This is a genomic window from Stenotrophomonas maltophilia group sp. msm1 (assembly GCF_032025805.1).
Lineage (GTDB): Bacteria > Pseudomonadota > Gammaproteobacteria > Xanthomonadales > Xanthomonadaceae > Stenotrophomonas > Stenotrophomonas hibiscicola.
In genome coordinates this window covers 23,723-38,345 of record NZ_JAVSKH010000004.1, presented here as the reverse complement: position 1 = coordinate 38,345, position 14,623 = coordinate 23,723, and the positions used below count along the sequence as shown (strand labels likewise).

The window sequence follows — 14,623 nt, the reverse complement described above, 5'->3', positions numbered from 1 at the left end:
TACCGCGCGCCCGTAGCTCAGTTGGATAGAGTACCTGGCTACGAACCAGGCGGTCGGGAGTTCGAATCTCTCCGGGCGCACCATACACAGTCAACACCACAAGTTTATGTAATTGGCGCCCGTAGCTCAGTTGGATAGAGTACCTGGCTACGAACCAGGCGGTCGGGAGTTCGAATCTCTCCGGGCGCACCATTACACCGAAACAGCAGGCCTCGGCCTGCTGTTTTTTTATGTGTGTTTTTCGGCAGGGCTGCGCCCTGCACCCGCCGAAGCAACAGCTATGGCCGAAGCAACAGCAACAGCAACAGCTGGTGTTCCGTGGGTTGGCGGGGCGGCATGGACAGGCAGGACACGCCGTAAACCCATCCATGGGGGCTCGATGGCGGCATCCATGCCGCCAACGGTCCTGCCTGCCCATGCCGCCCCACCTCTGACAGATTTCCGCGATCTGATGGATCCACGCCATGCGTGGATGAATCTCCATCGAGTTCGAGTATTTCGATAATTGATCGAAGAGCATCCACGCATGGCGTGGATCTACCGTGTCGACCAAGGTCGACACCTACCAACAGCAGCGGGACTCTGTCGAAGGCGGGGTGGGTCCGGTTGCGGGAGTGTGCGCGGCATGGATGCCGCGGCCAAGCCCCCATGGACGGGTTTACGGCGTCTCCCGCAACCGGACCCACCCCGCCATCCCTCAGGAAACCAGCTGTTGCTGTTGCTGTTGCTGTTGCTTCGGCCATAGCTGTTGCTTCGGCGGGTGCAGGGCGCAGCCCTGCCAAACCCCTACCCCCTGGCCATTGCCTGCCACCACTGCGACAGCAGCTCCGGCCTGCGCAAGCGCTCGCGCCACCAACGCAGTGCGGCGCCGTCCTCGCCGGTGCGCCAGGCCAGCCAGAAGGTCTCTTCCGGCTTGTGCTCCTCCACCTCGCGGATCACCAGCTGGCCACGCGCCACCGCAGCGCGCGCGCACGGCTCGGGCAGGAAGCCGAAGCCCACGCCTTCGCACTGCAGCTTCAGCTTGCTGGCCATGTCCGGCACCGTCAGCATCTCCTGCCCCATCAACAGGCCGACCGTGCGCGGCAGAAGCCGTCGTGCCGAATCGGAGACCGCGATCGCGCAGTGTTCGACCAGCTGCTCGCGACCGAGCACGCCTGGCACTGCCGCCAACGGATGACCGGGCGCGACCGCGAACACGAACGCCACCGTACCCAGCGGCTCGACGACGTAGCCACCGCCGCTGGGGCCCTCGCCCGGCGCGCCGACCAGCAGGTCGGCACGGCGGTCCAGCAGGGCCTCCCAGGTGCCGGACAGGGCCTCGCCGATCAATCGCAGCCGGGTCGGTGCCTCGGCCTCTCGAAACGCGGCGATGTCCGGGCCGAGCAGCCAGGTCGGAAACACCGAGTCCACCGCCAGCGTCAGCTCGGTCTCCCAGCCCGACGCCACCCGGCGCACCCGCAGTTCCAGCTCGCGGGCTGCACGCAGCAGGTGCCGACCCTCGTCCAGCAGCGCGCGGCCAGCTGCGGTCAGCTCGGCGCGCGGGCCAACCCGGTCGAACAGCTGCACGCCCAGGTCCTCCTCCAGCTTGGCCACGGTGTAGGAGATGGTCGAGGGCACCTTGTGCAGCACCTTGCCAGCGCCCGCAAACGAGCCGCGGCGGTCGATGGCATCCAGGATCTGCAGGGCATCGAGGCTGAGCTTGAGCATTCGAATTTTTCGATGATGGCTGTCAAAACTATCCGTTTTTAAAACCCCGGGCGCAAGCGGATACTTCTCTCCAACGGGGAAACACTGCGGCTACCGGTCCACCCCGCCCCATCGAAACCATCGAACAAGGAGATTCCATCATGCTGCAGATCCGCAAGAGCGCTACCCGTGGCCTGGCCGAGCATGGCTGGCTGTCCTCGCGCCATACCTTCTCCTTCGCCAACTACTACGACCCCCGCTACGTCAGCTTCGGCCCGCTGCGGGTGATCAACGAAGACAAGGTGATCGGCGGCCAGGGCTTCGGCACCCACGGCCACAGCAACATGGAAATCATCTCCTACGTGCTGGGCGGTGCGCTGGAACACAAGGACTCGATGGGCACCGGTTCGGTGCTGCGCTATGGCGACGTGCAGCGCATGAGCGCCGGCAGCGGCGTCACCCACAGCGAATTCAACCACTCGGCCGACGAGACCGTGCACTTCCTGCAGATCTGGATCTTCCCGGACACCGAGAACATCACGCCGTCCTACGAGGAGACCCACTTCGCGCCGGAGACCAAGCGCGGCCAGCTGCGCCTGATCGCCTCGCCGGACGGTGCCGACGGTTCGCTGCGCATCCACCAGGATGCCCGCATCTTCGCCACCATCCTCGATGGCGGCCAGAAGCTGCACCACGCGCTTGGCAACGGTCGTGGCGCCTATGTGCAGGTGGCGCGTGGCCAGCTGCAGGTCAACGGCATCACCCTGGAAGCCGGCGATGCACTGCAGGTCAGCGACGAAGCCCAATTGACGCTGGAAAACGGTAACGATGCCGAAGTGCTGGTGTTCGACCTGCCGCTGTAACCACAAGGCCCTCGATGCTGCTGAGCATCGGGGGCCTTTTCGTAGAGCCCGGCCTGCGCCAGGCGTGCTACAGGAGGAGTGTTACCCACCGATGGCGGCGCAGGCCTCCAGGATCAGCGCGGTCACTTCCTTCGGCTGCGATGCCAGCGAGGCATGGCTGGCATCCAGCTCCAGCAGGCGCTTGGGCTGCATTCTTGCGGCCATGGCTTTCTGGTTTTCCGGCGCGATCATGCGGTCGTGGCGGGACAGCTGGTACCAGCTCGGCCGGTGCTTCCACGCCGGATCGCTGACCGTGTCGCCGAAAGTGCTGGCCAGCGGCGCCTTCTGGGTCACCGCCATTACCCGGCCCTCGTCGGCACTCAGGTCCTGGCAGAAGCTCTCATGGAACTTGTCCGCACGCAGCCAGAGGTAGCCATCGCTGTCCGGTGCCAGGTTCGGCGCCGCCTCCGGCAGGTGCTGCTGGGTGATGCCACCGGGACTCTCGCCGGCATCAGGCGCGAACGCGGCGATGTAGACCAGGCCCTTCACATTGGCCTCGTTGCCGGCCTGGCTGATCACTGCGCCGCCGTAGGAATGGCCGACCAGCAGCGCCGGCCCGTCGATCTGGCGGATCATCTTCTGGGTGCGCCGTGCGTCGTCAGCCAACGACGTGAGTGGCAGTTCCACCGCCTGCACGCGATCGTGGCCACTTCGATGCAGTTCCAGGATCACCTTGGCCCAATGTGCGGCCCCGCCCCAGAATCCATGGACGAGGAGGATGGTCGGTGTCGTGCTCATGAACAGGTCTCCGGCAGCGGCCGGCGGGATGCCGCCCGTGCGGCCACTGTCCGTGAGTCGCGTTAATCACTGGTGACGTCCTCGCGTCATTGCAAACGTATGCGTCGAAGGTTGTCGCCCTTGGCACTTGCCGATTCTTCTTGGGAACGTTTTCATGACGATTCCCTGGAGCTTCGTATCGCGCATGACGCCTTCATCCCCACGTGCCCAGCAGCACGCCACCCGTGCCGCCTTCTTCATTCCCGGATTCGCCACCGCCGCGTGGGCGCCGATGGTGCCCTATGCCAAGGCCAAGGCCGGGCTGTCCGATGCCAGCCTTGGTGCCGTGCTGCTGTGCCTCGGGCTCGGCTCGCTGCTGGCGATGCCGTTGGCGGGTGCGCTGACCGGGCGGCTGGGCTGCCGCCGGGTGATGGTGATCACCTGCGCGATGATGCTGTGCGCCCTGCCCTTGCTGGTGCTGGCGCCCTCGCCGGTGGCGCTGGGCGCGGCGCTGTTCGTGTTCGGCGCCGGCGTCGGTGCACTGGATTGTGCGATGAACATGCAGGCGGTCGCGGTAGAGCGCGACGCCGGGCGCGCAATGATGTCCGGCTTCCACGCCTTCTACAGCATCGGTGGCTTCGTCGGCGCCGGCTGCATGACCGGCCTGCTGATTCTGGGCACGCCGCTGTGGCTGGCCGCGCTGGCCTCAGTGGCAGCACTGCTGCTGGTTGCGGTTCTGTCGGCGCCGCACTGGCGCCCACAACGGATCCTGCATGAAGGACCGTTGCTGGCACTGCCGCACGGCGTGGTGCTGTTCATCGGCGTGCTGGCGTTCGTGGTGTTCCTCGCCGAGGGCTCGATGCTGGACTGGAGCGCGGTGTTCCTGGCCGAAGTGCGGCAGGTGCCGCGTGACCAGGCCGGCGCCGGCTTCGCGTTGTTCACCCTGGCGATGACCGCGATGCGCCTGTTCGGCGACGGCATCGTCGAGCGCCTCGGCCGCACCCGCACCCTGGTCTTCGGCGGCATCACCTCCGCAGCAGGCTTCACCCTGGCCACGCTGGTGCCCTCGTTCCCGGTGGCGCTGGCGGGCTATGTGCTGGTCGGGCTGGGCTGCGCCAACATCGTGCCGGCACTGTTCTCGATGGCCGGCCAGCAGCGGGTGATGCCGGAGAGCATCGCCATCACTGCAGTGACCACACTGGGTTACGCCGGCATCCTCGCCGGCCCGGCGGCGATCGGTGCACTGGCACACGGCACCAGCCTCGGATTCGCCTTCCTTTGCGTGGCCGCGCTGCTGCTGGGCGTAGCCGCATCCGCACGAGCACTGGCACGACGGGTGGCCTGACAAAAAAAGGGGACGGAGGGGATTAAGTCGCATCTGCCACGGGTGTGCTGCAAACGACTTAATCCCCTCCGTCCCCTTTTTCAGCCGTGTGCCAGCCATTCGGCCTGGGCCGGCAGCTGCGGCGCCGGGCATGCGCTCTGCGGGTGGTGCTCGTCGCGCGCCATCCAGTCGTCAACTACTCCGGCCAGCAGATCCAGCCGCAGCGGCAGGGTGATATGGTCTTCGCCGCGCATCTCGATGTAGTGCGCGCGCGGGTTGGCCTGGGCCAGTTCGCGGCCCTGGCTGACGGGTATGTGCTGATCGCCCTGCCCGTGCAGCAGCAGCACGCAGGCGCGGGTATCGGCCAGCGCACGCGCGACGTCGACGCGGTCCAGATCGACGTCGATGCGACGGCTGGCGTCGGCGATCACCTGGTTGATGTCCTGGCCGCCGTAGCGCCAGCGCGCGTACGACGCCATCGCCTGCGCCTTCAGGCCTTCCGGCTGCAGCCCCATCAGGTGCGGGATCATCGTGCGGATGGCCACGCCGGCGTTGGCGAAGGACTCCATCGCCACCACGCCTGCTATCTGATCGCCCAGCTTGTCGGCGGTGAACACTGCCGTGGCGGCGCCGTAGGATACGCCGAACAGGTACAGCGGGCCGGTCACCTCACCGCGTGCGCGCAGCTCGCCGATCACATCGACCACATCGTCAGATTCGTAAGTGCCATAGCCGGACGGCCCCGCACCGGACTGGCCATGATTGCGCAGGTCGAGCGTGACCACGCGGTAGCCGGATTCAGCCAGCTGCAACGACCACGGCAGCATCGAATCACCGTTCATCATCCAGCCGTGCAGCAGCACCACGGTGCCGCGCGGTGCCTGCGCGCGGAACGGTCGCGGTACTGCCAGGCTCAGACCGGTATCCAGCGGCAGGCCGTTCTCGTGGCGCTGCGGCAGGTAGTGGTAACGCGCGCCGTAATCGCCCGGATCAAACACACGCCAGAAGATCGGCACGCCATCGCGGCCCGGCGCGAAGCCGTGGCGATTGGGCAGTTCGGCAATGGCCGCGGCAATGCGCGGACGATCGAGCAGGGTCGATACGCCACCCGGCGCGATCAGCCGATCGGCGAGCGAGGTGGACGAGGCATTGAGCGAGGAGGAGCATGCAGCCAGCCACAGGCCGGCGCACGCCAGCAACAACAGCAGCAGGCGCTTCATGGGCAATCGAGGATGGGTGCGACAGCGTGGCAGGTTAGCGACGCGGGCGTGGACCATCTATCGCGCGCGGATGACGGCTTGATGACAATCCGGGATCGATTCAGGTTGTCACAATGGCGCGATTGACCTCGGCATTGATCCGGATCAATGAATACGCCGGCACGATTGCCCACAGTGCCGCCATGCGCACCTCGTTCAAGCTCGCCATTGCCCTGGTCGCCACGCTGGCCGCCGCCTACGGCGTCGCCCGCACCACGCCCTACTGGTTCGCACCGCGACAGACCGCGCAGGTCGACATCCACGATCCGGCATTGATCGCGCAGGGACAATACCTGTCGCGCGCCGCAGACTGCGCGGCCTGCCACACCGCACCGGGTGGCAAGCCGTTCGCCGGTGGCCTCGGCATGCAGACGCCGATGGGCACGATCTACTCGACCAACATCACGCCCGATCCGGACACCGGCATTGGTGCCTACGACTACGCCGACTTCGAGCGCGCGGTACGTCGCGGCATCCGTCACGATGGCCAGCCGTTGTATCCGGCCATGCCGTACGCCTCGTACGTGATCGCCAGCGACGCCGAGATCAAGGCGCTGTACGCCTACTTCATGGGCTCGGTGCAGCCGGTGAAGCAGAACAACGCCGACAGCACGATCCCGTGGCCGGCAAACATGCGCTGGCCATTGGCCTGGTGGCAGCTGCTGTTCGCGCGCCCGCGCAGCTTCAGTCCGGATCCGTCGCTGGATGCCGGTCAGCAGCGCGGCGCCGAACTGGTGGAAGGCCTGGCCCACTGCGGCGCCTGCCACACGCCACGCGGGTTGGCGTTCCAGGAAAAGGCGATGGCCAACGATGGCAGCCGCCAGTTCCTGTCCGGCTCGGTGCTGGAAGGCTGGTATGCGAAGAACCTGCGCAATGAATCGACCGGCCTGGCCAGCTGGAGCGAGGGCGAGATCGTCGACTTCCTGCGTACCGGCCGCACCGATCGGTCGGCGGCCTTCGGCGGCATGGCCGACGTGGTCGAGCACAGCACGCAGTACCTGTCCGACGCTGACCTGCTGGCGATGGCCCGCTACCTGAAGCAGCTGCCCGCCCGCGAAGGACGCAGCGCACAGTGGTCGCCCGGCAGCGACACGACCACCGCCGCACTGCGCAGCGGCGACTACCGCGTGGCCGGTTCGCTGGCCTATGCCGAGCACTGCCAGGCCTGCCACCGGGCCGACGGACGCGGCATACCCCGCGTCTATCCGGCCCTGGCCGGCAACTCGATCGTGTTCGCCGACGATCCCAGCTCGCTGGTGCAGGTGACCCTGATCGGTGGCCGCACGCCGCATACCCCGCACGACCGCATGGCCTTCACCATGCCCGGCTTCGAACAGCTGCCGAACGCGCAGCTGGCACAGATCCTGACCTTCATCCGCAGCAGCTGGGGCAACCAGGCCAGCGCAGTGAGCGAGGTCGACGTGGCACGCATGCGCCGGGTGGTGCGCGACAAGCCAGTGCACTACGTTCCGCAGGAGTCCGCACGATGAAACGTTCGCGCAAACGCTCCCGCCTGCTGATCGGCAGTGCGATCACCCTCGTGCTGCTGGCCGGCGCCGGTACCCTCGCTTACCGCCATCTGTACCCGGACCTGGATGCCGCCGTGGCCAGCACGATCGATATCCTCGATGCACAGGGCAAGGTGGTCGGCCACTACCGTGCACCCAGCGCCGAAGAAATCGCCGGGCTCGGCAATGCCGAGTCGGTGATGCTCGGCCGCCGCCTCCTCAACGAGACCGCACGGCTGCTGCCAGACAACGTCGGCAACGATCTGAACTGCAACTCGTGCCACATGGCCGAAGGCAAGCGGCCGTTCGGCAATCACTACTTCAACACCGGCGGCGGCGCCTATCCGCGCTACATGCCGCGTCCGGGCAAGGTGATCGGGCTGACCGAGCGCATCAACGGCTGCCTGCAGCGTTCAATGAACGGCAAGCCGCTGCCGAAGGACTCGCCGCAGATGCGTGCGATGCTCGACTACATGGCGTGGCTGAGCAGCCCTGTGCCAGTGGGTGCAAGGGTGGCTGCCCCCAGTGAGGGGCCCATCGACAGCACGCTGGTCCCGGACCCGATCCGTGGCCAGGCGCTGTACGCCGTGCAGTGCGCTGCCTGCCATGGCGACAACGGCGAAGGACGGCGCGACGCCAGCGGTGACATCGCCTTCCCGCCGCTGTGGGGCGACCACAGCTTCAACATCGGCGCCGGCATGGCGCGGCTGTACAAGGCCGCCGGCTTCGTCAAGCACAACATGCCACCGGCGGTGACCCGCGAGCCGCCACTGGGGCAGCAGGTGATGCCCGACCAGGACGCGGTGGACATCGCCAGCTACTTCATCAACCAGCCCCGACCGGACTTCGCCAACAAGGCCAAGGACTGGCCGCGCGACCCGAAACCCAAGGACGCGCGGTACTGACAGGCAGGCGGCCGCGGGCACGGCCGTCACACAACACGGTTCCTGCATCTCTACGTCATGTCGATGTCATTGGTGCTGCCGACACTCGGGGGCTTCTCTCCCCTCAAGGTCCGGTATCGATGCGAACGTCTGCGCGCTTTCCCCGTGTCTCGCTGCTTGCCCTGCTGATCGCCCCCGCACTGGACGCCCTGGCCGAAGCACCGCAGGGCGATGCCGCTGAAGCGCGCAGCAGTGAGGCCCGCACCCTCGACCAGGTGCAGGTGATCGGCCAGGCCACCAGCTACGCCAAGACCTCGGTGCGCGCGGAAACGCTGAACCGGCAGACGGTGATGAGCAGCGTCAACGACGCGCTCAATGAAGTGCCCGGCGTGGTGGTCAGCGAAGCCGATGCCACCGGCTCGTCGGTGTGGGGCACGCAGATCAGCATGCGTGGCTTCGTCACCAACCGCGACACCCAGCAGATCGGCACTACCATCGACGGCCTGCCCAATGGCGGCTCAGGATACGGCGGCGGCTCGCTGGCCAACCGCTACATCGACACCCTGGACCTGGAAACGGTGGAAGTCAGCCAGGGCACCGCTGATATCTCCTCGCGCTCGAACGAGGCCCTCGGCGGCACCCTGAACTTCCTCACCAGCGATCCGCTGCAGGACAGCCGTCTGCGCTTCGTGGTCGGCGCCGGTGAAAACGAGGCGCGCAAGTACTACGTGCGCTACGACACCGGCCTGCTCGGCGGCCACACCCGTGCCCGGGTCAGCGCCTCGTCGGCGCGCGTGCATGACTGGATCGATGGCAGCGGCAAGACCAGCAACGACCACATCGCCGGCAAGTTCATCACCGAACTGGACCGCTGGACGCTGACCGGCTACCTGTCCTACAACGATGCCGACGAGCCGGAATACACCAGCGTCTCACCGAAGGGCTTCGCCACCAATCCGGATCGTGACAACCTGGTGGGGACCCTCACCGGCATTCCCTACCTGGACCAGAACTACCGCTCCGGCTCGCGTGCACTGCGCGAGAACACCTTCGGCTACCTGCGTGCGGCCTTCGACGGCGGCAACGGGTTCAAGGCCTCGGTGGCCGCCTACGGGCACCGCATGGAAGGTCGTGGCGACTGGCTGCCACCCTACCTGGCGCAGGTCAGCGATGAGGGTGCGGGCCGCCCCGAATCGGAATATCTCGGTGGCAAAACCGTGTACGGCGGCAGCAACCGTGGCCAGATCTTCTTCGTCAATCCCGATGGCAGCGCCGCGCAGCGCCTGGCCAGCTGCACCCCGCGCCTGGGCTTCACCGCCGAGTACGATCCGAACTGCTACGCGGGCAACGTGCTGGGCGCGCAGTCCTACCGCCACACCCACTACGACAACGACCGCATGGGCGTGACCGCCGACGTCGAATGGCGGCAGACCTTCGGTGCGATCGACAACACCATCCGTGGCGGCCTCTGGGTGGAGAAGCTGGACCGTTCGGCACGCCGTGACTGGCACCGCCTGCTCAACGTCGGCCAGGACATCGCCTTCGACCACCAGCCGTACTGGGTGCAGTTCGAGGACAAGTACAAGGTCGACGAGCAGATGTACTACGTCGAGGACGTGGCCCGCTTCGGTCCGTTCAGCGCGCGCCTGGGCGTGAAGCAGTTCTTCGTCGACCAGTCGCGCCGCCGCGTGATCGGTGCCAGCGAGCACGTCAAATCCGATTCCAGGTCCGATCCACTGTTGTCCACCGGCGTCACCTGGGCACCGGGTGTGGAAGGCATGGAGCTGTTCGCCGGCTTCTCGCAGAACTTCGCCGCCATCCCCTCCGGCGTGCTTGGCGAGACCGACCCGCAGCGCTTCCGCAACGTCGAGCCCGAAACCGCCGACAACATTGAAGTGGGCATGCGCATCAGCCGCTGGCCGCTGACCGCCTCGGTCACGCTTTACAACATCAAGTTCGACAACCGCATCGTCTATCTGCCGGCAGGTTTCGTCAGTGGCATCGACTACCTGGGCGAGACCGATGGTGTCTACGAGAACTTCGGCGGCGTGGAAAGCAACGGCCTGGAAGCCGCGTTCGGCTATGGGTGGAACAACGGCTGGCGGATCAACGCGGCCTACACCTACAACCGCTCCAAGTACCTGGGCAGCGACAATGCCGCGCGTGATGCCCAGCTGGGCATCGTCGACGGCGCCAAGGTGATCGGCCAGCCGGAGAACACCCTGGTGCTGTCGGCCGACTGGCAGGGCGCCAACTGGAACTTCGGCCTGTCCGGCCGTTACCTGGGCACGCGCTACCTTGATGCCGCCAACGTCAACACGCTTCCCTCGGCCACCGTGTTCAACGCCAACATCGGCTTCGACCTGCAGGGGCTGTCGCCGCGCCTGAAGGGCATGGGTGCCAACCTGGTGGTGAGCAATCTCACCGACAAGCGGTATCTTGCAGGGGTGGACGGCCGCGACAACGCCTTCATCGGCGCCCCGCGCACCGTCGGCATCTCCTTCCGCGTGGACCTGTGAGTGAGCCCGTGACCGATATCGGCCGACGCCGGTTGTTGCAGGCCGGCGTTGCCGCCGGCCTTTCTCCGCTGCTGCCCAGCATCGCCCGGGCCGCAGCGATCGCCCCTGCCGCGCAGACGCGCAGCCTCGAAGACCTGCAGCACATCGTGGTGTTCATGCAGGAGAACCGTTCGTTCGACCACTACTTCGGCACGCTGCCGGGGGTACGTGGCTTCGGTGATCGGTTCGTCACCCCGGCCGCCGCGCTGCAAGCAGGTGGCCGCACCCGCAGCCTGTGGCTGCAACCCGATGCCAGTGGCACGCGGGCGATCGCACCGTTCCCGCTGGATACCGCCGCGCACTTCGGCTACATGCGGGTGGAAGGCACGCCGCACACCTGGCCAGACGCCCAGCGTGCCTGGGACCACGGGCGCATGGGGCACTGGCCGAAGGCCAAGCAGAACCACTCGATGGGCTACTTCCAGCGCAGCGACCTGCCGTTCCAGTTCGCGCTGGCCGATGCCTTCACGATCTGCGATGCGTACCACTGCGCCATGCAGGCCGGCACCAACCCGAACCGGGTGTTCCTGTGGACCGGCCACAACGATGCACAGGCCCGTGCCGGTGGCCCGGTGATCGCCAACTCGCATGACAACTTCCCCGAACACGGCGGGCATCCGGCGTCGTACCGCTGGACCAGCTATGTCGAGCGCCTGCAGAACGCCGGCGTGTCCTGGCAGATCTACCAGGACATGGCCGACAACTTCACCGACAACCCGCTGGCCGGCTTCGAGGCGTTCCGTCGTGCCTACAGCGCGGCACCCGGACATGATCCGCAGCTGCGCGCACGCGCTGTCAGCACCCGTGGCCTGCCACAGCTGCGCCAGGACGTACTCGACGGGCGCCTGCCTCAGGTCAGCTTCATCATCGCCGATGCCGCCGGCAGCGAACATCCCGGCCCGTCCAGCCCGGCCCAGGGCGCGGCCTATACCGCGCGCGTGCTGGATGCGCTGACCGCCGATCCGGAAGTGTGGAGCCGCACCGCCCTGCTGCTGATGTTCGACGAGAACGACGGATTCTTCGACCACATGCCGCCACCGGCCCCTCCCTCACCGGTGAACGGTGGATGGGCAGGTGCCTCGTCGGTCAGTACCGAGGGCGAGTATCACCGTCATCCCGCACCGGGCGACGAGAAGTACGATGCCGCCGAACTGCGCGGGCGCCCGTATGGTCTCGGTCCGCGTGTGCCGCTGTACGTGATTTCGCCGTGGAGCCGCGGCGGCTGGGTCGATTCGCAGGTGTACGACCACACCTCGGTCATACGCCTGATCGAACGTCGCTTCGGCGTAGCCGCACCGGACATCTCGCCGTGGCGCCGTGCGGTCTGCGGGGATCTGAGCAACGCGTTCGACTTCGCCCAGCGTGATACCCGTCCGTTCGTGCGCGGCCTGCCGGACATGAGCGCGGTGGCCGCGCGTGCCGCCGCCCTGCCGGGACGCACCGTGCCCGCGTTGCCCGAGGGACTGAAGCCGGCGAAACAGGAAAGCGGTGTACGCCCGGCGCGTGCCCTGCCCTACCGGCCGCAGGCGTCGATCGCTGCGGTCGACGCTGCGGGCGTGGACCTGACGTTGTCCTGCGAAGGCGCAGCGGCTGTGCTGCATGTCTACGACCGGCTGCGGCTGGATGCGGTGCCACGCCGCTACACGCTGCTGCCCGGTAGGCCGCTGCGCGAGCGCTGGCCGCTGGATGCCCAGGGCCGCTATGACCTGTGGTTGCTCGGCCCGAACGGCTTCCACCGCCACTTCCAGGGAGCGGCCACGGGTCCTGCCGTGCAGGCTTCAATCGATCGCGTCGATGACCAACTGCGGCTCCGCCTGCGCAATCTGGGTGACAGTGCACAGCAGGTGCGCGTGCACGGCGGCGCCTACGCAGGACACATGCCCGAACAGACATTGGCGCTGCCCGCACATGCGCAGACTTCATTGGCGTGGGATGCTACGCCTACCGCCGGCTGGTATGACCTGCGCGTCAGCGCGGGTGGGAGTGTGCTGCGTTTGGCCGGCCGCGCCGAGGATGGGCGCCCCGGCACCAGTGACCCGGCGATGGGCACCGAGCCGCTGCGGTTCGAGCACGATTGAAGAATCCCTGTAGAGCCGAGCCCATGCTCGGCTGCTTTCGCCCTGGTCGCATTACCCCGAAAAAAGCAGCCGAGCGTGGGCTCGGCTCTACAGCGCAGACCGGTAGATTCAGGCCTCCTGCAGCCCCGGCCGGCCGTGCTCCACCGCGTAGCGCTTCCAGCTCTGCAGCGCGCCATTCGGCTGCATCACGGTATCCAGCGTCTTCATGTCGCCGATCCACGCATCGCGGGTGACATCACACAGCACGTAGCCACGCTTGTCGGTGGTCGCCTTCAGGTAGGGGCTGTGGGCAAGCTGGTTCCTGGCATACGCGTCCACGCCCTGGCCGTCGGCACCGGAAGTGATCGAGGTGGCGAGGAACTCGCTGGAGACCACGCCCGAGTCACGGTGGTCCTGCACCAGATCGCTGGCGTAGTGGCGATGCGCGTCGCCGCAGGCGGTCACCACGTTGCCGAAGCCCACCTTCTGGATGTGATCGAGCAGGCGCCGGCGGCTGTCCAGATAGCCCGACCACTGATCGTCGGACGACTGCACCACCCCATCCTTCTCGCGCATATAGTTGCCCAGTGCCACCTGGTGGGCGATGGTATGCCAGCGCGGCGCAGCATCGGACAGGCCGTCGAACAGCCAGCGTTCCTGCTTCGCCCCCACAATGCTGCGCTCCGGCGATTCCACCTCCTCGCGCAGCATCATGTTCACCTGCTTGCTGCGGTACTGGCGGGTGTCGAGCAGGTGCAGGTCCATCAGCGTGCCGTAGCGTGCGCGCCGGTACATCTGCATGTGGCCATCGCGCGGGAATGCCGAACGGCGCAGTGGCATGTTCTCGTAGTAGGCCTGGAACGCCTGTGCGCGGCGCAGCAGGAATACTTCGCTGGGCGTGTCATCCTGGTCTTCGGCGCCGGCCCAGTTGTTGTCCACTTCATGGTCGTCAAAGGTGACGAACCACGGTGCCGACGCATGCGCGGCCTGCAGGTCGGCATCGCTCTTGTACTGGGCGTAGCGGCGGCGGTAATCATCCAGCGTGTAGATCTGCGGGCCGACGTGGTTGCGCAGGTTGGTGAACGGCTGTCCGTTCATCTTCCGCAGGCCCGGCTGGCTTTCGCCTTCGTAGATGTAGTCACCGTAGTGGAAGACGAAATCGAGTGGTTCCTCGGCGATGCGTCGCCACGCGGTGTAGTGGCCTTCTTCGTAATGCTGGCAACCGGCCACCACGAAGCGAACGCGATCCACCGCTGCCGTGGCTGCCGGCAGCGTGCGCGTGCAACCCACTGCGCTGGCGTGGCCGCCTACGGTGAAGCGGTACCAGTAGGGCCGTCCGGGCGCCAGCCCGTCCAGCTCCACGTGCATCGCGTGGCCAAGTTCGGGATGCGCCATTGCCGAACCCTGGCGTACCACCCTGCGCATGCCTTCGTCTGCTGCCAGCTGCCACTCGACCACCATCGGCCGGGCCGGCATGCCACCGCCGAACACCAGCGGCTCGGTCGCCAGCCGTGTCCACAGCACCATGCCATCGGCCGAGGGATCACCCGAGGCCACGCCCAGGGTGAATGGCGTGCTGGCAAAGCGCGGCTTGGCCAGCAGGTTGCGCGGGTTCAGCGCGGTGGCATCGGCCTGCGCGGCCAGCGCGTGTGCCGTGCCCATCCAGGCGCCGGCAGCAGACAGGCCGGCCAGGGCCAGGAATCGCCTGCGATTGATCGTATCCACGGC

10 protein-coding genes and 2 tRNA genes are annotated in these 14,623 nt (G+C 66.9%); 8 read left to right on the top strand and 4 right to left on the bottom strand.

Features of this window, described 5'->3' with window-relative positions:
• Positions 1-6 precede the first annotated feature (6 nt).
• Together ROV95_RS17195 and ROV95_RS17190 are read left to right on the top strand one after the other, a co-directional pair.
• Positions 7-83 (top strand) — tRNA-Arg (locus ROV95_RS17195).
• A 32-nt stretch (positions 84-115) separates the two neighbouring features.
• Positions 116-192 (top strand) — tRNA-Arg (locus ROV95_RS17190).
• A 594-nt stretch (positions 193-786) separates the two neighbouring features.
• Here the strand turns inward: ROV95_RS17190 and ROV95_RS17185 are convergent.
• Positions 787-1,707: a LysR family transcriptional regulator gene (locus tag ROV95_RS17185; protein ID WP_312545459.1), complete on the bottom strand. Its 921-nt coding sequence runs from the start codon at positions 1,705-1,707 to the stop codon at positions 787-789.
• Positions 1,708-1,847: 140 nt separating this feature from the next.
• Here ROV95_RS17185 and ROV95_RS17180 point away from each other — a divergent pair, with 140 nt between their 5' ends.
• Positions 1,848-2,549 (top strand): pirin family protein, encoded by a 702-nt coding sequence (locus ROV95_RS17180; protein WP_005409043.1) that lies wholly within the window; start codon positions 1,848-1,850, stop codon positions 2,547-2,549.
• An 81-nt stretch (positions 2,550-2,630) separates the two neighbouring features.
• Here the strand turns inward: ROV95_RS17180 and ROV95_RS17175 are convergent, their stop codons facing one another.
• Positions 2,631-3,326, bottom strand: a complete 696-nt coding sequence (locus ROV95_RS17175; RefSeq protein ID WP_312545458.1) for an alpha/beta hydrolase — start codon at positions 3,324-3,326, stop codon at positions 2,631-2,633.
• A 184-nt stretch (positions 3,327-3,510) separates the two neighbouring features.
• On the opposite strand from ROV95_RS17175, the gene ROV95_RS17170 reads away from it, so the two are divergent.
• Complete coding sequence (locus ROV95_RS17170) at positions 3,511-4,650, top strand: MFS transporter (RefSeq protein ID WP_312545816.1); 1,140 nt, start codon at positions 3,511-3,513, stop codon at positions 4,648-4,650.
• Positions 4,651-4,730: 80 nt separating this feature from the next.
• Here the strand turns inward: ROV95_RS17170 and ROV95_RS17165 are convergent, their stop codons facing one another.
• Positions 4,731-5,849, bottom strand: coding sequence for an alpha/beta fold hydrolase (locus ROV95_RS17165; RefSeq protein ID WP_312545457.1), 1,119 nt, complete (start codon positions 5,847-5,849; stop codon positions 4,731-4,733).
• A 182-nt stretch (positions 5,850-6,031) separates the two neighbouring features.
• Here ROV95_RS17165 and ROV95_RS17160 point away from each other — a divergent pair, with 182 nt between their 5' ends.
• The 4 genes from ROV95_RS17160 (at position 6,032) to ROV95_RS17145 (ending at position 12,916) form a co-directional block, all read left to right on the top strand.
• Positions 6,032-7,378, top strand: coding sequence for a cytochrome c (locus ROV95_RS17160; RefSeq protein ID WP_312545815.1), 1,347 nt, complete (start codon positions 6,032-6,034; stop codon positions 7,376-7,378).
• The gene (locus ROV95_RS17155) at positions 7,375-8,301 is read left to right on the top strand and encodes a c-type cytochrome (RefSeq protein WP_019658851.1); all 927 of its coding nucleotides are present in this window, start codon (positions 7,375-7,377) and stop codon (positions 8,299-8,301) included. The genes ROV95_RS17160 and ROV95_RS17155 overlap by 4 nt, the downstream gene beginning before the upstream one ends.
• Positions 8,302-8,420: 119 nt before the next feature.
• Entirely contained in the window at positions 8,421-10,799 is a 2,379-nt protein-coding gene (locus tag ROV95_RS17150) for a TonB-dependent receptor (RefSeq protein WP_312545454.1), read from the top strand.
• Between the two features lie 8 nt (positions 10,800-10,807).
• Entirely contained in the window at positions 10,808-12,916 is a 2,109-nt protein-coding gene (locus ROV95_RS17145; protein WP_312545453.1) for a phospholipase C, phosphocholine-specific, read from the top strand.
• Positions 12,917-13,024: 108 nt separating this feature from the next.
• Here the strand turns inward: ROV95_RS17145 and ROV95_RS17140 are convergent, their stop codons facing one another.
• Entirely contained in the window at positions 13,025-14,620 is a 1,596-nt protein-coding gene (locus ROV95_RS17140; RefSeq protein ID WP_312545452.1) for an alkaline phosphatase D family protein, read from the bottom strand.
• Positions 14,621-14,623: the final 3 nt, after the last annotated feature.